General features: G+C 66.2%; 13 protein-coding genes. 7 read left to right on the forward strand and 6 right to left on the reverse strand.

Going from position 1 to position 19971, the window contains the following annotated elements; translation table 11 throughout:
* Both atpA and ACP16H_RS10715 read right to left on the reverse strand, forming a co-directional pair.
* Nucleotides 1-1536: a F0F1 ATP synthase subunit alpha gene (atpA, locus tag ACP16H_RS10710; RefSeq protein WP_425072281.1), complete on the reverse strand. Its 1536-nt coding sequence runs from the start codon at nt 1534-1536 to the stop codon at nt 1-3.
* A complete protein-coding gene (locus ACP16H_RS10715) occupies nt 1537-2100 on the reverse strand; it encodes a F0F1 ATP synthase subunit delta (protein ID WP_425072282.1) in 564 nt (187 codons plus the stop codon).
* A 438-nt stretch (nt 2101-2538) separates the two neighbouring features.
* On the opposite strand from ACP16H_RS10715, the gene ACP16H_RS10720 reads away from it, so the two are divergent.
* A complete protein-coding gene (locus ACP16H_RS10720; protein ID WP_425072283.1) occupies nt 2539-5070 on the forward strand; it encodes a calcium-binding protein in 2532 nt (843 codons plus the stop codon).
* 18 nt (nt 5071-5088) lie between these two features.
* Here the strand turns inward: ACP16H_RS10720 and ACP16H_RS10725 are convergent, their stop codons facing one another.
* Nucleotides 5089-5841, reverse strand: a complete 753-nt coding sequence (locus ACP16H_RS10725) for a class I SAM-dependent methyltransferase (protein ID WP_425072284.1) — start codon at nt 5839-5841, stop codon at nt 5089-5091.
* Nucleotides 5842-5914: 73 nt separating this feature from the next.
* Between ACP16H_RS10725 and gloB the strand changes: the two genes are divergently transcribed.
* The 3 genes from gloB to ACP16H_RS10740 all read left to right on the forward strand — a co-directional run bounded on the left by gloB (nt 5915) and on the right by ACP16H_RS10740 (nt 10261).
* On the forward strand, nt 5915-6676 hold the full coding sequence (gloB, locus tag ACP16H_RS10730) for a hydroxyacylglutathione hydrolase (protein ID WP_425072285.1): 762 nt from the start codon (nt 5915-5917) through the stop codon (nt 6674-6676).
* Between the two features lie 195 nt (nt 6677-6871).
* Nucleotides 6872-9205 (forward strand): ATP-dependent Clp protease ATP-binding subunit ClpA, encoded by a 2334-nt coding sequence (clpA, locus tag ACP16H_RS10735; protein WP_425072286.1) that lies wholly within the window; start codon nt 6872-6874, stop codon nt 9203-9205.
* 117 nt (nt 9206-9322) lie between these two features.
* Entirely contained in the window at nt 9323-10261 is a 939-nt protein-coding gene (locus ACP16H_RS10740) for a M23 family metallopeptidase (RefSeq protein ID WP_425072287.1), read from the forward strand.
* 53 nt (nt 10262-10314) lie between these two features.
* Here ACP16H_RS10740 and ACP16H_RS10745 read toward each other — a convergent pair whose 3' ends face one another.
* From ACP16H_RS10745 to ACP16H_RS10755, 3 genes are all read right to left on the reverse strand, one after another.
* Nucleotides 10315-12666 (reverse strand): peptidoglycan -binding protein, encoded by a 2352-nt coding sequence (locus tag ACP16H_RS10745; RefSeq protein ID WP_425072288.1) that lies wholly within the window; start codon nt 12664-12666, stop codon nt 10315-10317.
* Nucleotides 12667-13839: a biopolymer transporter ExbB gene (locus ACP16H_RS10750; protein WP_425072289.1), complete on the reverse strand. Its 1173-nt coding sequence runs from the start codon at nt 13837-13839 to the stop codon at nt 12667-12669.
* Nucleotides 13840-13961: 122 nt separating this feature from the next.
* Complete coding sequence (locus ACP16H_RS10755; RefSeq protein ID WP_425072290.1) at nt 13962-14492, reverse strand: gamma-glutamylcyclotransferase; 531 nt, start codon at nt 14490-14492, stop codon at nt 13962-13964.
* Nucleotides 14493-14573: 81 nt separating this feature from the next.
* Here ACP16H_RS10755 and ACP16H_RS10760 point away from each other — a divergent pair, with 81 nt between their 5' ends.
* The 3 genes from ACP16H_RS10760 to ACP16H_RS10770 all read left to right on the forward strand — a co-directional run bounded on the left by ACP16H_RS10760 (nt 14574) and on the right by ACP16H_RS10770 (nt 19866).
* Nucleotides 14574-15509, forward strand: coding sequence for a DUF2125 domain-containing protein (locus ACP16H_RS10760; RefSeq protein WP_425072291.1), 936 nt, complete (start codon nt 14574-14576; stop codon nt 15507-15509).
* Nucleotides 15510-15618: 109 nt separating this feature from the next.
* Nucleotides 15619-16803 (forward strand): efflux RND transporter periplasmic adaptor subunit, encoded by a 1185-nt coding sequence (locus ACP16H_RS10765; RefSeq protein WP_425072292.1) that lies wholly within the window; start codon nt 15619-15621, stop codon nt 16801-16803.
* A 12-nt stretch (nt 16804-16815) separates the two neighbouring features.
* Entirely contained in the window at nt 16816-19866 is a 3051-nt protein-coding gene (locus ACP16H_RS10770; RefSeq protein ID WP_425072293.1) for an efflux RND transporter permease subunit, read from the forward strand.
* The last annotated feature ends 105 nt before the right edge of the window (nt 19867-19971 follow it).

Raw genomic sequence — 19971 nt, forward strand, 5'->3', positions numbered from 1 at the left:
TTACGAGAAGTCCGCTGCGTATTCAGTCAGAACAGCCCGGATCCTTGCTTCTGCGTCGCCCTTGATCTTGGGATCTTCGTTGGTGATCCACTCGAGCAGGTCGGCGTGCTTGCCACGGACATGCGCCAGCAGGCCCTTTTCGAAGCGACCGACGGCGTTGACCGGAACCTTGTCCAGGTAGCCCATGGTGCCCGCGCAGATGACAACGACGATCTCGGCGTTGGTCAGCGGCGAGTACTGCGGCTGCTTCATCAGCTCGGTCAGGCGCGCGCCACGGTTCAGCAGCTGCTGGGTCGCGGCGTCGAGGTCGGAACCGAACTGCGCGAAGGCAGCCATTTCACGGTACTGCGCCAGCGACAGCTTGATCGGGCCTGCGACCGACTTCATCGAGTTGGTCTGTGCCGACGAACCCACGCGGGACACGGACAGACCGGTGTTCACGGCGGGGCGGATGCCCTGGTAGAACAGTTCGGTCTCGAGGAAGATCTGGCCGTCGGTGATCGAGATCACGTTGGTCGGAATAAACGCCGAAACGTCGCCGCCCTGGGTTTCGATGATCGGCAGAGCGGTCAGCGAGCCGGCACCGTTGTCCTCGTTCAGCTTTGCCGAACGCTCCAGCAGACGCGAGTGGAGGTAGAACACGTCGCCCGGGTATGCTTCGCGGCCCGGCGGACGGCGCAGCAGCAGGGACATCTGGCGGTAGGACACGGCCTGCTTGGACAGGTCATCATAGATGATGAGGGCGTGCTTGCCGCTGTCGCGGAAGTACTCGGCCATTGCGGTTGCAGCGTAAGGTGCGAGGAACTGCATCGGCGCCGGGTCGGACGCGGTTGCGGCCACGACGATCGTGTAGTCGATCGCGCCGGTTTCCTCGAGCTTCTTCACCAGCTGTGCCACGGTCGAACGCTTCTGGCCCACGGCGACGTAGATGCAGTACAGCTTGTCGCTGTCGTCCTTGGCCGCGTCGTTGTACGACTTCTGGTTCAGGATGGCGTCCAGTGCCACGGCGGTCTTGCCGGTCTGACGGTCGCCGATGATGAGTTCGCGCTGGCCGCGGCCGATCGGGATCATGGCGTCGACGGCCTTCAGGCCGGTTGCCATGGGTTCGTGCACGGATTTCCGGGGGATGATGCCCGGTGCCTTTACGTCGGCGATGCGACGCTCGGAGGCGTTCAGCGGGCCCTTGCCGTCCAGCGGGTTGCCGAGGCCGTCGACGACGCGGCCCAGCAGTTCCGGACCGGCGGGCACGTCCACGATGGCGTTCGTGCGCTTGACGGTGTCGCCTTCCTTGATGTCACGGTCGGAGCCGAAGATCACGATACCGACGTTGTCGGTTTCGAGGTTCAGCGCCATGCCCATGATGCCACCCGGGAACTCGACCATCTCGCCGGCCTGGATGTTGTCGAGGCCGTGGACACGGGCGATACCGTCCCCAACGCTCAGCACGCGACCCACTTCGGCAACTTCGGCGTCCTGGCCGAAGTTCTTGATCTGGTCCTTCAGGATCGCGGAAATCTCCGCTGCTTGGATACCCATTTATCCGACCTCTTTCATTGCATTCTGGAGGGAGTTGAGCTTCGAGCGGATCGACGTGTCGATCATCTTGGAGCCCACCTTGACGATAAGACCACCGATGAGGCTTTCATCGACGGTATCTTGAATCTTCACGTCCTTGCCGACGTTCTGCGACAGGGTCTGTGCGAGGTTCGACCGCTGTGCGTCGGTCAGCGCCACGGCCGAGGTCACCTCGGCGGTGACTTCACCCTTCTCTTCGGCGATCAGCGCCGACAGGCGCTTGACCAGCTGCGGCACTACGAAAAGACGGCGCTTCTGGGCCATCAGCCCCAGCGCGTTCTTCATGGCCGGCGTCAGGCCCATGGCATCCGCCACGGCGCTGATCGCGCCCGCCTGCTCGTCGCGCGAGTAGACCGGGTTCACCAGCAGTTCACGCAGGTCTGCACTGTCGGCCAGGGCGGCGTTCAGGTCGTTGAGGTTCGTTTCGAGAGCGGGGAGATCATTGTTCTCCTTTGCGATCTCGAAGACGGCAGTGGCATACCGTTCGGCGATGCCGGAGGAAATCGAGCTGTCAGACACGTCCACCCTTCCGGTTTGAGGCCCCCGTCACGCTCCCGCCGACTGGCGAGGCGTCCGGAGGCGTCTAAAGCGCCCTGATCTGGACCAAGGCAGGTAAATCGCGGCGGATGTAGCAGAGCATCCCTTGTGCCGCAACAGGCTTGGGCGTTTTCGCCGTGGGCGCTAAAGTTAACGATTTCATAAGCTTGCCAAAACTGCGACCATCTGCGCCCAAAGATGATGCAAGAAAAGCGCGCTTTTTTCACGGTTGCGTGACGATTCCCCGGAAAATCGCGTCGTTTCCTTTGGGGAAACTGTCTTGCCGAATCCGGCGCATTGCCGATCCCGACCGTCCGAAACATGTTTTTTTCTTGGCGGTTCACCTCTTCATGCCTAACCTTTTGGTCGAGATAGCGAATCCCGGCTGCCGCAGGGGTTACAACTAAGCCTTTGGGGGGCACCAATTTGCTTTATACATTGCTTGCGCTGCTGGCTGGCAGCGCGTTTATTTCGACATGGTCGACGGACGACACTCCTGATGACGGGGATACCGCCGAAACCTCCGATACAGGCGAGGACACACTATCCACCGGCGACGGCACCGACGTCATTCTGCCGACGCAGGAGGCCGTGACACAGGAAACTGCCACGCCGATCGCCGAAGGCCCGGTGGAGGAAACCGGCCCCTCCAGCATCCCGGTCCCGGTGACCGAGATCACGCCGCAGATGCCCGTTTCGGACAGCGATCCGAACCCGGATCCCAATCCTGATCCGAACCCGGATCCCAATCCCGATCCGAACCCTGATCCGAACCCGGACCCCAATCCCGATCCGAACCCGGACCCCAATCCCGATCCAAACCCAGACCCCAATCCTGATCCGAACCCGGACCCCAACCCCGACTCTGATACCGACGAAGATACCGATGAACCGGTGTCCGACGATATCGTTCTGGAACCGTCCATGGATGGCACGGCGACCACCGTCACCCTGCCCGAGGGCGATACCCGCACGCTGATCCTCGTCAGCTACCTCGACACCGAGGCGGGCCTTACCGGGCTGGAGGAATTCCATCAGACCCTGCTTTATTCCGCGCCCCCGGGCACGGTGCTGCCGAACGAGACCGTGCCCGGCTCTTTCGACGACCCTTCGTCCGGGGGCACGCTGCCGGCGGGCGCCACGCTGGAGGATCTGGAAGACCTCTACGACCTGACGCTGCTGCAATCGGTGGACCTGGGCAGCCGTCTTCAGACCGGGGAATTCGAGGCGGACGCCACGCCGATCTATGACGGCACCGTCATGGACCCGCCCGTCTTCGTGGCAAACTCCCCGATCCAGTACTACGAGATCGAGGCCAATACCGATGGCGACGACCTGCTGAGCATTGATTTCGTCAGCACCACCCCCGCGGGCGAGGAAACCGATGCGGCGCTGAACGCCTTCGACATGCCCGCGTTCCTGCAACTGGGTGATGGCGAGGACGATGTGCCCTTTGGCACCATGCCCGGCGTGACCGGCACCCGCCTTGCCGACGACCTGTCCGGCGATGCGGACGACGCGTTCGTCTCTGCGCTGGCTGGTAACGACAACATCACCACCATTGGCACCGGCTGGGTGCTGGGCGGCGCAGGCGATGACGTGATCGTGGCCCGCGACAGCGATCTGATCCGCGGCGGCTCGGGGAACGACGCCATCACCAGCTACGACGGCCACTCCATTGACGGCGGCACCGGCGACGATACCATCAACAACATCGAAAGCGGCACGGGCTTTGCCACGCTTTCGGGCGGTGACGGCGACGACATCCTCGTGACGGACACCGGCGGCGAGGTGCTGGGCGGTGACGGCAACGACCTGATCTATGCCGCGACCACCCTCGGCCCGGTCCATGCGGAGGGGGGCAACGGCGACGACGACATCGCCGTGACCTCCAGCGGCAGCGTGGCGCTGGGTGGCGCGGGATCGGACGTGTTGCAGACCTCGGGCGATGGCGCGGACATCCTGCTCGACGCCGGGGAGGGCGACGACCTGCTGATGCTGCGATCCTCGGACAGCGAAGCCTTTGGCGGCGACGGCAACGACACCCTGCGCGGGACAGGCACGGGTGGGGTGTTGTACGGCGAGGCGGGCAATGACGTGCTGGAAATCTACGCCACCTCGCAGGGCTATGGTGGCGAGGGCGACGACACCCTTACCGCCTACGGGACGGAAATCTGGGGCGACGCGGGCAACGACGTGCTGACACTGTTCTCCGGCGCCATCGGTCACGGCGGCGACGGCGACGACTCGGTGACGATCTACGAAGAGGGCAGCGTCGACACGGGCGCAGGAAACGACAGCGTGAGTTATGTCGACTTCGGCGCGGACATCGACAACACGGTCGAGATCGACCTTGGCGGCGGCGACGACGTGGTAAGCTTCGACCCGGCCGTGGCGCAGGGGGCAAGCATCGTGCTGGGCTCTGGCGCGGACACGGCGACCATCGGGCTGAACCAGTCGGTCAGCGACCTTGGCACCGACGGCCAGTCGGACGGCGACGCGGACATGGTGACGGTCGAGGTCGTGGACCTCGATCAGGCGCGCGACATGACGCAACGCGACATTGCGCTGGGGGCCGAGGACCTGCTGCACTTTGACTTCGATACCGACCTCGCGGGCGGAACTTTGCTGGTAATCGATCACGAGATGACCGTGAACCTCGACCTCATGTCGGGCAGCGAGCAGCGTATCGAGCAGACGCAGAAGATCTACTACGTCCCCGCCAGCGCCGCCTTCGAAGAGGCCGACCTCGACACGGCGACACTGTACGGTCTGGAACGCGCTTACGGTGCCATCGAGCTGGACAGCCTGCCCGTGGGCAGCTTCCTCAGCCAGACGCAGGGCGGCGTGACCACCGAGGACGACCAGCTGGACAGCATCGCGGTGCCGACCATCACCAGCAACATCACCTTGCTGTCGGGCATCGTGATCGCGGAAAGCGTCTCGCTCGCGGAATAAGCCGGATGGCCCCTGCCGTCAGGCGGTAGGGGCCACCTTCCCCGGCTTCGGAGCCAGCACGCCAAGCGGGTTCGCCACCTTGCGCCGCTCGCCCAGTCCGGCGCGGGTCGGCGGATAGCGTTTGGCCGCCTCGACCATCATCACGCCCCCGGCGGCGATGGGGATCATGCGGCCCAGCTTCTCCCAGAACGGGCCGGTCTTCATCCAGAACCGGCGGCCCGATGGCGGCTGGTACAGCACCGACACGGCGCGTTCCGGAATGAAGTCATGGTGCTTCAACTGCGCCTCCAGCTGGCTCATGGAATAGGGCCGCCCGTAGCCGAACGGCGTCCAGTCCGACCGAGCCCACAGCCCCGTCCGGTTCGGCACGATGAACAGCGCCCGCCCGCCAGGACCCAGCACGCGATACGCCTCGTCCAGCAGATCGGTCGGCCGCTCCGACGTCTCCAGCCCGTGCATCAGGATCAGCCGGTCGACGTGGCCGGTTTCCAGCGGCCAGAGCGTCTCTTCGCACAAAACGCTGACATTCGGCATCCCTTGCGGCCAAGGCATCACCCCCTGCGGACCGGGCATCAGGGCGATGACGCGGCGCGCGTCCTTCAGGTAGGGGCGCAACAAGGGCGCGGCAAAGCCATAGCCCGCCACCGTCTGCCCGTGCACGTCCTCGGGCGACCAGCCGCGCAGGACCTCGTCACGCACGATCCGCTGCGCCGCGCGCCCCAACGCACTGCGGTAATAGAAATCGCGCAACGCCTGTACATCCAGGTGCATTGTGTCAGAGGCCCCGATCGGTCAATCTGTCAGTATCTTGTTTCGCATCTTACAAAGCATTGAAGGAATGACCATGCCTTTGGACATTGTTACCGTTCCCTGCCTCAAGGACAATTACGCCTATATCGTCAACGGCCCCGATGGCATCGCCCTGATCGACGCGCCCGAGGCCAAGCCCCTGATAAACGTGCTGGAACATCGCGGCTGGGTGCCGGACGTCATCATGCTGACCCATCACCACAACGACCACACCGCCGGGGTCGCCGAGCTATGCGAGCAGTACGGTTGCAAGGTCATGGGCCCGGCGGCAGAGGCCGACAAACTGCCCGAGCTGGACATGGCGCTGGAACCGGGGTTTTGCGGCGGCACCGACGACGGTCTGGTCGAAGTCATCGCCGTGCCGGGCCATACCCTTGGCCATGTCGCCTACCACTACCCCGAGGCGGGCGTGATGTTCACCGGCGACAGCCTCATGGCCTTTGGCTGCGGGCGCATCTTCGAAGGCACGCCCGAGATGATGTGGGACAGCCTCCAGACCCTCGCGGCGCTCAACCCCATGGCCATCGTCTGTTCGGGCCACGAATACGGCGCCGCCAACGCGGCCTTTGCCCAGACCATTGAACCGAACAATCCCGCGCTTATATCGCGTGTACACATGATCACCGCGGCGCGTGCAAAGGGCCAGCCCACAGCGCAGGTGCCGCTTTCGATGGAACTCCAGACAAACCCGTTCCTCCGCGCCTCGCAGCCTGCCGTCAAGAAGGCCATCGGCATGGAGGGAGCCTCGGACCTCGAGGTCTTTACCGAGATCCGCGCCCGCAAGGACAAGTTCTGATTGTTCCGCCTCACCGACCCTCGCCCGTGGGCGGGGGTTCGATGATGAACGTATCGGCATTCGGGAATTTCAAGGTCGTATGTGACAACCGCGTGAAAAGAAAAAACTTGAAGCCGGCCATTAATCGACCAAACTTTAACCTAACGGGGCAATGCTGGTCGTACCCGGGACCCGCGCAGACAAGAGGAGCACAAAGTGCCTTCATTCTCGAACACCCTTGAGCAGGCAATCCATTCCGCGCTGGCGCTGGCGAATTCGCGCAGCCACGAGTTCGCGACGTTGGAGCATCTTTTGTTGGCGCTGATCGACGAACCAGATGCCTCGCGCGTGATGAAGGCGTGTTCGGTCGACACCGAGGAACTGCGCACCACGCTGGTGGAATTCATCGACGACGACCTGTCCAACCTCGTGACGGACATCGAAGGGTCCGAAGCCGTGCCCACAGCCGCCTTCCAGCGCGTGATCCAGCGCGCCGCGATCCACGTCCAGTCCTCTGGCCGGACCGAGGTGACCGGGGCCAACGTGCTGGTCGCGATCTTCGCCGAACGTGAATCGAATGCCGCCTATTTCCTGCAAGAGCAGGACATGACCCGCTACGACGCGGTGAACTTCATCGCGCATGGCGTGGCCAAGAACCCCGCCTACGGCGAATCCCGCCCGGTGCAGGGCGCCTCGGATTCCGAGGAGGAGGCCGTGCAGGCCGAAACCTCGTCTTCCTCGGCACCGGACAAGGAATCCGCGCTGGCCAAGTATTGCGTCGATCTGAACGCCAAGGCCGAAGAGGGCGACATCGACCCGCTGATCGGCCGCGATTCCGAGGTCGAGCGCTGCATCCAGGTGCTCTGCCGCCGCCGCAAGAACAACCCGCTGCTGGTGGGTGATCCCGGCGTGGGCAAGACCGCCATCGCCGAGGGTCTCGCGCGCAAGATCATCGCGGGCGAAGTGCCGGAGGTCCTGTCGGAAACCACCATCTACTCGCTCGACATGGGCGCTCTGCTGGCGGGCACCCGCTATCGCGGCGACTTCGAAGAGCGGCTGAAAGCAGTTGTGCAAGAGCTCGAGGATCACCCCGACGCGGTGCTCTTCATCGACGAGATCCACACCGTGATCGGCGCCGGTGCCACCTCCGGCGGGGCCATGGACGCCTCCAACCTGCTGAAGCCCGCGCTTCAGGGCGGCAAGCTGCGCACCATGGGCTCCACCACCTACAAGGAGTTCCGCCAGCACTTCGAGAAGGACCGCGCCCTGTCGCGCCGCTTCCAGAAGATCGACGTGAACGAGCCCTCGGTCGAGGATACCATCAAGATCCTCAAGGGGCTGAAGCCCTACTTCGAGGAGCATCACTCGGTCAAATACACCGGTGACGCGATCAAGACCGCCGTGGAACTGTCGGCGCGCTACATCAACGACCGCAAACTGCCCGACAAGGCCATCGACGTGATCGACGAGGCCGGTGCCGCGCAGCACCTGGTGGCGGCGTCCAAGCGACGCAAGTCCATCGGCACCAAGGAGATCGAGGATGTGGTGGCCAAGATCGCCCGCATCCCGCCGAAGAACGTGTCGAAGGACGATGCCGAGGTGCTGAAGGATCTGGAGGCCACGCTGAAGCGCGTCGTCTTTGGTCAGGACGCGGCGATCACCGCCCTGTCCTCTGCAATCAAGCTGGCCCGCGCCGGCCTGCGCGAACCGGAAAAGCCCATCGGCAACTACCTGTTTGCCGGCCCCACCGGCGTCGGCAAGACCGAGGTGGCCAAGCAACTCGCCGACCAGCTGGGCGTCGAACTGCTGCGCTTCGACATGTCCGAGTACATGGAGAAGCACGCGGTCTCGCGCCTGATCGGTGCGCCTCCGGGCTACGTGGGCTTCGACCAGGGCGGCCAGCTGACCGACGGCGTTGACCAGCATCCGCATTGCGTGCTGCTGCTCGACGAGATCGAGAAGGCGCACCCGGATGTCTTCAACATCCTTCTGCAGGTCATGGACCACGGCACGCTGACCGACCACAACGGCCGCTCGGTGGACTTCCGCAACGTGATCCTCATCATGACCTCGAACGCCGGGGCCGCGGACATGGCAAAGGCCGCCATCGGCTTTGGCCGCGACCGCCGCGAGGGCGAGGATACCGCCGCGATCGAACGTACCTTCACGCCGGAATTCCGCAACCGTCTGGACGCGGTCATCAGCTTCGGCCCGCTGCCGAAGGAGGTCATCCTCCAGGTGGTCGAGAAGTTCGTCCTGCAACTCGAGGCGCAGCTCATGGACCGCAACGTCCATATCGAACTGACCCGCCCCGCTGCGGAATGGCTGGCGGACAAGGGCTACGACGACAAGATGGGCGCGCGTCCGCTGGGCCGCGTGATCCAGGAACACATCAAGAAGCCGCTGGCCGAGGAATTGCTCTTCGGCAAGCTGACCAAGGGCGGCATCGTCAAGGTCTCCGTCAAGGACGGCGAACTGGTGCTGAACCTCGAAGGCCCGGACAAGCCGCGCCTCGGCTCCAAGAAGCCGCCGCTTCTGACTGCCGACTGACCAACACAAGGGCGCCCCATATGGGCGCCCTTTTCACATTCCAGACAGATGGGACGGCGGGCGGGGCGCCTTTGCGCGGCACGCGCAAACAGCGCCGTCCCCGTCCCGACCACCACGATGCGCCTCATCCCCCTTCTCCTGCTCGCCACCCCTGCCTTCGCAGAGCCTCCCCGCCTCGCACTCCCCCTCGCCTGCGAGATCGGCACCGATTGCTATATCGAGGATTACGTCGATAACGACCCCAACCCGGGCCGCCAACGCGACTTTGCCTGCGGCATCAACAGCCGCGATGCGCACAAGGGCACCGACTTCGCGCTGCTCAGCTTCGACGCCCTCGGCACCCCGGTCCTCGCCTCTGCCCCCGGCACCGTCCTGCGCACCCGCGACGCCATGCCCGATGACCGCCTGATGCGCGGTGTCACCGATGCCAAGGCCTGCGGCAACGCCGTGCTGATCGACCACGGCGAGGGCTGGCAAACCCTCTACTGCCACCTGAAACTCGGGTCGGTTTCGGTCCAACCGGGCCAGCAGGTCGAGACCGGCACGCCCCTTGGCCAGGTCGGCCTGTCCGGCCAGACCAACCACCCGCACGTCCACCTCTCGGTCCTGCATGACGGTCAGACCATCGACCCCTTCCGCCCCACGGCCACCGGCACCTGCGGCGAGCCCAGCGACACGCTCTGGCAAAGCCCTCCGCCCTACACGAAAACCGGCCTCGTCACCGCCGGTTTCGCGGACCATGTCCCGACCCTCGACGATGTCCGCGACGGCTCAGCCCGACTGGACGCGGGCGAGACGAGCCAGCCGCTCGTCGTCTACGCCCACGCGGGCTACGCCGAACACGGCGACCTGCTGGAACTGCGCGCCGAAGGCCCGGGCGGCGAACTCTTCGACCATTCCATCGTGCTCAAGGCCCCGCAGGTCAGCACCATGCGCGCCTACGGACGCAAGGCCCCACCCGAAGGCTGGCCGCCGGGCGAGTACCTCGGCGAGGCAACCCTCACCCGCAAGGGTAAAATCATCGCCCACAGGTTCGCACACGTCACCATCCCCTGACGACATGCACACCCGCCAGACCGCGCAGGTCGGGGTTTCACCCCGACTCCCTCTTACTTTTCCGTCAGTTTCAACTCGATCCGGCGGTTCTGCGCCCGCGCCTCCGCCGTATCCGCCGGGTTCACCGGCTGGAACTCCCCAAAGCCGTTCGCCGCCAGCCGGTTCGGCGGGATGCCGTAATTGTCGATCATATCGCGCACCACCGCCCGCGCCCGCGCTTGGCTGAGGTCCCAATTGTCCTCGAACTCGGCGCTGGACCGGATCGGCACGTTGTCCGTATGCCCGTCCACCCGGATGATCCAGTCGATCCCGTCAGGAATATCCTTCGAGATCTGCCGCAAGATGTTCGCCACCTTGGAAATCTCGCGCCGTCCCAGCGGCGACAGATCCGCCGAGCCCTGCTCGAACAGCACTTCCGAGGAAAACACGAACCGATCGCCTTCGATCCGGATGCCATCCCGATCACCAACCACCTGCCGCAGCTTGCCAAAGAACTCTGACCGGTACTTTTCCAGATCCTGCTTCTCGGCTTCCAGCCGCTTGCGCTCCTCTTCTTCAAGGATGCGCCGCTGCCGTTCCTCCTGCGCCACCCGCGCCAAGGCGGCGTTTAACTCGGACCCGAGATTCTGCAACTGAACCTGCGCCGCCGCATCCCGTGCCTGCGCGTCGTCCAGCAGCGCCTGCAACACGCCAAGCTGTTGACGCAACTGGGAAACGTTGCGGTTCAACGCCTCGGCCTTCAGCTCTGCCTGACTGGTGCGCTCCTGGCTTTGCGCCAGCTTCTCGCGCGCCTCGGACAGCAGCACCTGCCGCTGCTCGGCCTCGGACAGTTGCGCGTCCAATTCCTGCTGCGCCAGCTGCTGCTGCGCCAGCGCCGCCGCCAGCCGGTCGCGCGTTTCCTCGACCGTCGTTTCCGCCGTCAGCTTGGCCGCCAGGGCCGCCGCCAGCTGTTCCTCCAAGGCCTTCGCATCCACGCCCGAGGCCTCGGCGCGCAGCGCATCCAATTGCGCCTGCAAGGCCGCCGCCCGTCCGCGCACATCCTCCAAGTCGGTCTGCGCCGTCACCAACTGCCCGCGCACCTCGGTCAAAATCGCGGTCAGGCGCGTGGCCTCCGCCTGCGCTTCGCTGAGCGTCACGCCGCTGTCCGCCGCCCGCCCCTCGGCCACCGCCAGATCGGATGCCAGCGCCGCATTGCGCGCCTGCAAGGCCGCCATCTGCTCCTTCAACGCCTCAGCCTCGGCGATCTGCGCCAAGGCCGAGGCCAGCCGCGCCGACAGGTCCGACATCTGCGAGGCCCGCGTTTCCACATCCGCCTGCGCCGCCGCCAGATCACGGTCCGCGACACCCCGCGCGCGGCGCTCTTCGGCCAGGGTTTCCTCCGCCGCGCGACGCGCCTCCTGCTCGGCGATCAGGTCGCTGCGCAGCGCCGCGAGCCGTTCGTCCGTCGCCTCGCCCGCCGTCTGGGCATCGGCCAGCCGCGCCTCCAGCGCGTCGATGCGCGCCTGCATGTCCGCACCCTTCTGCTGGCCGTCCAGCAGGGCCTCCGCCAGCCGCGCGTTCAGATCGGCCTCAGCCTTGCGCGCTGCCGCCAACAAGGTCAGCGTATCCTCCGCCTCGGCCCGCGCCTTTTCCAGCGACAAGGTCATCGCCGTCAGTTCCGCATCGGCGTTTTTCAGGCGCTCCCGCAGGGCCGCCGCCGCCTCGGATTCCGCCAGCTTCGCAGCTTCTTCCTCGGTCAGCGCCTGTTGCAGGTCAGAGACCTGCGACGACAGCGCCCCCAATTGCTCCGACGCATCGGCATTGCGCGCCCGCAGGTCCGCGATCAATGCCTCCAGCGCTTCGCGCCGCCGTGCCGCCAGCGCAGCCGCCTCGGCCTGCGCATCCAATGCGCCCTGTGCTGTGCCAAGGGACGCCGTCAAATCGTCCCGCTCCACCGTCAGCGCGTCCCGCTCGGCGGTGAGGTCGATGACCTGCCCTTCGGCGGTGTCGCGTTGCAGAATGAGCGCCGCCACCTGCGCCTCGAACTCGGTGATCCTGGCCGAGGCCGCGTCCAGTTCCGCCGCCTGCCTGTCCCGCGTGGCCGACAACGAGGCGATCAGCGCCTGTGCCGCGTCCAGTTCGGTGTTCCGATCCCCAAGCGTCGCCTCGAGCGTGCCCAGTTCAGCGGTCAGTTCCGTGTTCCGGCGCTCCTGCACACCCAGCGCGGCGGCCAGTTGGCTCAGTTCCGACGACAGCGTGTCCAGTTCGGATTCCTGCCCGGTGATCGTCTCGTTCAGCACGAACTGGATCACCATGAAGATCGACAGCACGAAGGTCAGCACCAGCAGCAGGCCGGTCATGGCGTCCACGAAGCCCGGCCAGATATTGGCCTGAAGCCGTGCGCCGGTGCGTCGCGACAGGGCCATCTACTCGGCCTTCGCCCGCGTGGCGCGCGTCACGTTCAGCGCGCGGGTCAGCGCCGTGATGTCGGTGCGCAGTTCGGCCATGCTTTCCTGCCGCCCGGCGCTGATTTCCTCGAGGATGCGCAGCATCTGCACGTCGATCGACCGCAGGCGCATCCGGCTCTCGGCATCCAGACCCTCGTTGGATTCCTTCTCGCGGATCGCCTCGGCCAGCAGTTCCTGCCCCTCGGCCACCCGCGCCAAAGCCTGCGCAGACGGGGCCGTCGCCTCCATCCGTTCGGTCATGCGCTCGATGGAATCGGCCAGTTGCGCCAGCCGCATGTCCACTTCGGAGCGGCTTTGTTCCGCTTCGGCAAAGAGGAACTGCATCCGCTCCATCTGTTCGGCCATCTGGTCCAGAACGATGCCCGCCGCGCCCAGATCGGGGCCTTCGGTATCCGCCGAAAACCCGATGCGCGTGATCGAGGACAGCCATTCTTCCAACTCGCGGTAGAAGCGGTTCTGACCGTGGCCCGCGAACAGCTCCAGCAGGCCCACGACCAGCGAACAGGCCAGACCCAGCAAGGAGGAGGCAAAGGCCACGCCCATCCCGCCCAGCTGCGATTCCAGTCCGGTCATCAGGCGGCCAAAGACCGCGACGCCGCTTTCGCCCTCGCTGGGGGCCAGCGACTGGATCGTCGCCACCAGCGCAGGGACCGTGGTCGCCAGACCGTAGAACGTGCCCAACAGCCCGAGGAAGATCAGCAGCGACACGATGTAGCGCGTGATTTCCCGAGCTTCGTCAATACGTTGCGCAACCGACTCGAGGATCGAGCGCGTCGACGAGGTGTTGATCTGCATCCGCTTGTCGCGGCGCGACCCCAGCAGCGTCGCCAAGGGCGCCAGCAGCGTCGGTGCGGCGACCCGCTGTCCCTGATCGCCGGAGGCCGTGTAGCGTTCGATCCAGCGCACCGACTGCATCAGGCTGAAGACCTGCCAGAAGCAGGCGATCACGCCGATGATGAAGACCAGCAGGATGAAACCATTCAGGTAGGGGTTCGATTCGAACACCGGCAGCACGCTGGGCGCGGCCAGTATCGCGCCAAAAGCGGACAATCCCAGAACGGCCAGCATGGTGATCAGCTGGCGGATGGGATGGCTGAAATGCGGCTCGGCCTCGCGGTCGGGCTGGTCCATAGGGGACACCTGACACCTTGTGTTACTTGGTTAATACCTAAGGGTTTAAGCGCGTTTCGCCAAGAAGTTATGAACATTCCCCGCAGACCTGTTCCCGAAGGCGGGAACCTGTTGCGGATAAGTCAGCGCGCTTCCAGCCCGCGCACCTGCTCTGTCAGCCAGTGCAGGTCCTCGTCGGGGATGCCGATCTCGGCCAGATGGGCGGCGGTGTTGTACAGGTATTCGGTGTTCGGCCCGCGCCCGCCCACGGCCCGCGCGATGATCTCGGCCTGCTCGGGCAAGGTCAGGTGGCAATACTGAACATGTGTCGGATCAATGACATAGGACACGGCCTCGACCCGCCGCCCATCGTGCAGCGCGACCTCCAGCGTCTTTTCCAGGTAGGCGGAGGAGATCAGCTCACGCTCGCGCAAATACGCCAGCGTCTCCTCCTCCGATCCGGGCGCGGCACGCAGCGCCAGCCCGTCGCAGAACGCGCCGCTCTGCGCGTCCAGCGCCAGCACCAGACCCGGTGCCTCCTCGGTGCCGCGATGGTGGATCGAATACATGCAGAAACTGCGGGCATAGCCATGCAGCCGCGCCTGCACCCGTTCCGCCACCGGGAAACCGGGGTTCCACAGCAATGAGGCGTAGCCAAAGACCCAGAGCGACATATCTCTCTCCCCGCGCGCGTTCGGACGGTGTAAACCGACCCCGTGTAAACACGCGCCGCGCATAATGAAAAGGGGTCGGGGGTGAAACGATACGTAGGTCTTGTGCTGGTGGCGGCGGTGCTTTGGGGCGGCTGGTGGATGGTGCAGGCCCACAGCCTGCGCGGCCAGATCGAGGGCTGGTTCGACGCCCGCCGCGCCGAGGGCTGGACCGCCTCCTACGACGACCTCGCGGTGCGCGGCTTCCCCTCGCGACTGGACGTGACGCTGAGCGGCGTGGACATTCGGGACCCCGACCACGGCACCGGCTGGCAGGCGCCCTTCGTGCAGATCCTCGGGCTGACCTACCAGCGCGAGCACCTGATCCTTGCCTTTGCCGACACGCAGCGGCTGATCCTGCCCTCCGGCCCGGTGGACATCGCCTCGGACGGGCTGCGCGCCTCGCTGGTGACGGACGGCGACGCGATCGAGCGCCTGAACATCGAGGCCGAGACCCTGAACATCGCGGGCGGCGCGGCGCTGGCCGGGGTGCTGGCGAACTTCCACCACCTCACCGGCACGGACTATCGCCTTGCCATCGCCGCGCAGGCCGTGGCCACGACGCAAGGCGGCTCGGACGGGCTGAACCTGCAGGCGACGCTGGGGTTTGACCAGCCGTGGACGCTGGACGCGCTGAAGGGCCCGCGCCCGCAGCCCCGCGCGCTGGACCTGACGCAGGCGGCCTACAGCCAGAACGGCCTGCAACTGGGCATGGCCGGCAAGGTCACCGCCGACGCCGAGGGACGTATGGACGGCAGCCTGACCGTGCGCGCGGTGAACTGGCAGGCCATGCTGGATCAGGCCGAACAGGCGGGCACCCTACCGCAGGCGCTGGCCGACACGCTGCGCGACGCCCTGACGCTGGCCGCCGGGCTGAACGGGCGGCGCGACACGCTGGACCTGCCGCTGACCTTCACGCGCGGGGCGGTGTCCTTTGGTGTTCTGCCCCTCGGTCAGGCGCCCCGGCTGTCTTTACCCTGACTTCACAAACGTCAGGCCTACATCGTTTCAGGACTTGCGCTGCGGTGATTACATGCCATATGCATGCAATCTAAACCGTTTCGTTCACTTTTGCCGCCCGGAGCCGCCTGTGACCCGTCTTGCCCTGACCGCCCTGCTGACCCTCGCCGCCCTGCCCGCGCTGGCGCAGGACCCCGCGCCGCAACCGCTCGCCGTGACCGTGGCAACGGTGGAAACCGCCCGCTTCGTACAGCGCGTGCCCATCGCGGGCAACGTCGTTGCCCGGCAAGAGGTGCTCGTCTCACCCGAGGTCTCGGGGCAGAAGGTCGAGGCCTTGCAGGTCGAAGTCGGTGACCCTGTCGACGAAGGCGACGTGCTGGCCCATCTCGACCGCCGCGTGCTGAACCGTCAGCTGGAGTTGCGGGAAAGCGCCCTGACCCGCGCGCAGGCGAACCTCGAACAGGCGCGCAGTCAGGTCACCGCCCAGTCCGCCGCGCTGGATCAGGCCAACGCCGCGCTGGACCGCGCGCAGCAGCTGCGCCAGTCCGGCACCGGCACGCAAGCCACGCTGGATCAGGCGATCTCGGCGCAGGCGTCGGCGCAGGCCGCGCTGCAAACCGCCCGCGACACCGTCACCACCGCCGAAGCACAACTGAACGAGGCCGAGATCAACCGCCAGCTTGCCGCCGAGGACCTCGCCAACACCGTCATCAAATCCCCCGTCACTGGCATCGTCACGGCCCGCAATGCGCAGATCGGATCGGTCGCGGCCACCAGCGGTGAACCGATGTTCCGCATCCTCGCCGGTGGCCTCGTCGACGTGGAAACCGAAGTGATCGAAACGCAGCTGGGCCTCGTGAAACTCGGCGACACCGCCCGGCTGGAGGTCGCCGGGATCGGCGCCCTGCCCGGTCAGGTCCGCCGCGTCGATCCCACCGTGGATGCCACCAGCCGCCTCGGCCTTGTCACCATCGAGCCGGATCAGGCGGACGGCCTGCGCCCCGGCCTCTTTGCGGGCGGCTGGATCATCACCACCGAGCGCGACTCGCTGGGCGTTCCCGTCTCTGCCGTGATCGACCAGACCTCCGGGGCCTATGTCTTTACCGTCACCGATGGCGTGCTGCACCGCCAGCCCGTCACCCCCGGCCTGATCTGGGACGGGCGGCGCGAGATCCTCGACGGGCTGACCGAGGGCGAAACCGTCCTCGCCCGCGCCGCAGGGTTCTTCAGCGACGGCGACACCGTGCGCCCGCTCAGCCCGGACACTGGTCCGGAAACGGGCACAGCTACTGCGCAATCCGCCGCCAGCGAATAAGGACCGCCCGCCATGAACATGTCGACCTGGGCGATCAAAAAGCCCGTCCCGCCCATCGCCCTCTTCCTCGTCCTGATGGTGGTGGGGATCTTCAGCTTCAACAACCTCGCCGTGACCCGGATGCCCAACGTGGACCTTCCGGTGATCTCCGTCAGCACCTCGCTCGCGGGCTCCGGCCCGTCCGAGATCGTCACCCAGATCGTCACCCCCATCGAGGACGAACTGGCCAACGTACAGGGCGTGCGCCACATCACGTCCACCGCCAATGACGGCTCTGCCAGCCTGACCGTGGAATTCGAGATCAACGTCGACACAGATCGCGCGCTGAACGACGTCAAGGACGCGGTGGCCGCCGCCCGTGGCGACCTGCCCGACGCTGCGACCGAGCCGGTGATCCGCCGCGTCGAGGTCATCGGCGGCTCGATCCTGACCTACGCCGTCTCCGGCAACAGCAGCACCATCGAGGAACTGTCGACGCTGGTGGACGACGTGGTCGCCCCCACGCTGCAAGGGGCCAAGGGCGTCGGCAGCGTCGAACGCATCGGCGGCGCCGAGCGCGAGATCGCCGTGGACCTCGACCCCGACCGCCTACTGGCACACGGGCTGACCACCTCCGAGGTCAACGGCCAGTTGCGCGCACAGAACCTCGACGCGGGCGGCGGCGAAGGCCGTCTGGAAGGCCAGCAGATCGCCATCCGCGCGCTTGGCGCGGCGCAGACGCTGGACGATCTGGGGGCCAAGCGCATCCAGCTGCCCTCGGGCGGCACCGTCCGTCTGGACCAGATCGCCCGCATCAGCGACGGCGCGGCGGATCGCGAAAGCTTCGCGCTGCTCGACGGCAAGCCCGTGGTGGCCTTCGGCATCTTCCGCGCGTCCGGTGAATCCGACCTGCTCGCCGCCGACAACGCCCGCGCCGAGCTCGACAAGCTGGCCGCGCAATACCCCGACATCACCTTTACCCAAATCGACGACGCGACGACCTACACGCGCTCGAACTACGACACCGCGATCAACACCCTGCTCGAAGGGGCGGCGCTGACCATCCTCGTGGTCATGCTCTTCCTGCGCGACTGGCGCGCGACCGTGGTGACGCTGGTGGCCCTGCCGCTATCGATCATCCCGACCTTCTTCGTGATGGACATCCTCGGGTTCACCCTGAACACCATCTCCCTGCTGGCCATCACGCTGGTCGTGGGCATCCTCGTCGACGACGCCATCGTCGAGATCGAGAACATCGTCCGCCACATCCAGATGGGCCGCAACGCCTATGACGCCTCGGTCGAGGCGGCGTCGGAAATCGGCACCACCGTCATCGCCATCTCGCTGACCATCGTCGCGGTCTTTGCCCCCGTGGGCGTCATGCCGGGCATCGCGGGCAAGTTCTTCAGGGAGTTCGGGTTAACGGTCGCCGTGGCCGTGTTGTTCTCGCTGCTGGTCGCCCGCCTCATCACGCCGCTCTTTGCCGCGCATTTCATGCGCTCCAAGGAGGGTCAGGGCCACCACGAGGACGGCGCGCTGATGAAGCGCTACCTCAAGATCCTCGGCTGGACCCTGCGCCACCGCCTTGTCACCCTTCTCATCGGCTTCGGCATCTTCGCCGCCTCGCTCTATTCCGCGACGCTGCTGCCGCAGGAATTCGTCCCCGCCTCGGACAGCGGCCGCGCCACCGTGACCGTCGAACTGCCGCCCGGCGCGACCATGGCCGAAACCGAGGCCACCACCCGCGACATCACCGCCCTGCTGGAGCAGGTCCCCGAAATGCGCAGCGTCTTCGTGCAGGGCACCTCCGACACCGAGGCCAAGATCCGCGTCAACTTCGGCGCACGCGAGGACCGCGACCGCAGCGGGCCAGAGATCACCGCCGAGATGGAACACCTGTTGCAGGACGTCCCCGACACCCGCATCTACGTCCTGAACGAGGAAGGCGTGCGTGACGTCGCCATCAACCTGCTGGCCCCGACGCAGGAGGCCGCGCAGGCCGCCGCGCAGCAGATGGCCTCGGGCATGGCCCGCCTCCCGGAACTGCGCGACGTGGCGGTCGAAAGCTCCCTCGCCCGTCCCGAGGTGCAGATCATCCCGCGCCCGCAGCTCGCTGCCGAACTGGGTGTCGATGCGGCCACCATCGCCTCGGCGGTGCGCCTTGCCACCGTGGGCGACAGCGACGCCAACCTCGCGCAATTCGACGCAGGCCCTGTGCAGGTCCCGGTGCGCGTCCGCGTCGAGCAAGCCGCCCGCGACGACCTCGCCCGGCTTCAGGGCCTGCGCCTGCGCACGGCCTCGGGCGCGATGATCCCGCTGGCCGCCGTGACCGACTTCCGCCTTGCCACCGGCCCCTCTACCATCGAACGCTACGACCGCGAATACCGCGTCGAAGTGGGTGGCACCCTCGCCAATGGCTACTTTCTGGGCCAGGCGACCGACGCCATCGACACCCTGCCAGAGGCGCAAACCCTCCCCGAGGGCGCGCGCATCCAGGCCGCCGGCGATGCCGAGACCATGGGCGAGATCTTCGGCGGTTTCGCCGTCGCCATGGCCGCCGGTGTGATGCTGGTCTACGTGGTTCTCACGCTGCTCTTCCACAGCTTCGTGACCCCGGTAACGATCATCCTCTCCCTGCCCCTCGCCATCGGCGGCGCGATCTTTGCGCTGTATCTTTACGGCGCGGGCATCGGCCTGTCGGTGGTCATCGGCTTCCTGATGCTGATGGGGATCGTGACCAAGAACGCCATCATGCTGGTGGAATTCGCCATCGAGGCAAGCCATCGCGGCCTGACCCGGGCCGAGGCCATGATCGACGCCGCGCACAAGCGCGCCCGCCCGATCATCATGACCACCATCGCCATGACCGCCGGTATGGTTCCCTCTGCGCTGGCCCATGGCGAGGGCGGCGAGGTCCGCGCGCCCATGGCCATCGCGGTGATCGGCGGCCTGCTTCTGTCCACCGTCCTGTCGCTGCTGCTGGTGCCGTCGATGTACGACCTCATCGAGGGCGGCAAGGACCGCCTCCGCCGCCTTCTGGGCCGCGTCCTCGGCGGCGAGGCGCATCTGGCGAAGGATCACTGACAGACCACGGACCCAGCAAAGCGCGGGGCATTCGCCCAAAATTCAGGCAGATGCCCCGCGCCCCCTGCCGCAGCGCAGCAATCCCCCTTGAAATCCTGCCCCCAC

It is taken from the genome of Sagittula sp. S175 (assembly GCF_049800975.1).
Lineage (GTDB): Bacteria > Pseudomonadota > Alphaproteobacteria > Rhodobacterales > Rhodobacteraceae > Sagittula.

What these genes read in the sequence shown, in the direction of transcription:
- ACP16H_RS10745 (WP_425072288.1), bottom strand. Translation starts at nt 12,666, where the DNA reads ATGGCCCTGTCGCGACGCACCGGCGCACGGCTTCAGGCCAATATCTGG.
- ACP16H_RS10725 (WP_425072284.1), bottom strand. Translation starts at nt 5,841, where the DNA reads ATGCACCTGGATGTACAGGCGTTGCGCGATTTCTATTACCGCAGTGCG.
- ACP16H_RS10755 (WP_425072290.1), bottom strand. Translation starts at nt 14,492, where the DNA reads ATGTCGCTCTGGGTCTTTGGCTACGCCTCATTGCTGTGGAACCCCGGT.
- ACP16H_RS10750 (WP_425072289.1), bottom strand. Translation starts at nt 13,839, where the DNA reads ATGGACCAGCCCGACCGCGAGGCCGAGCCGCATTTCAGCCATCCCATC.
- ACP16H_RS10740 (WP_425072287.1), top strand. Translation starts at nt 9,323, where the DNA reads ATGCGCCTCATCCCCCTTCTCCTGCTCGCCACCCCTGCCTTCGCAGAG.
- atpA (WP_425072281.1), bottom strand. Translation starts at nt 1,536, where the DNA reads ATGGGTATCCAAGCAGCGGAGATTTCCGCGATCCTGAAGGACCAGATC.
- gloB (WP_425072285.1), top strand. Translation starts at nt 5,915, where the DNA reads ATGCCTTTGGACATTGTTACCGTTCCCTGCCTCAAGGACAATTACGCC.
- ACP16H_RS10770 (WP_425072293.1), top strand. Translation starts at nt 16,816, where the DNA reads ATGAACATGTCGACCTGGGCGATCAAAAAGCCCGTCCCGCCCATCGCC.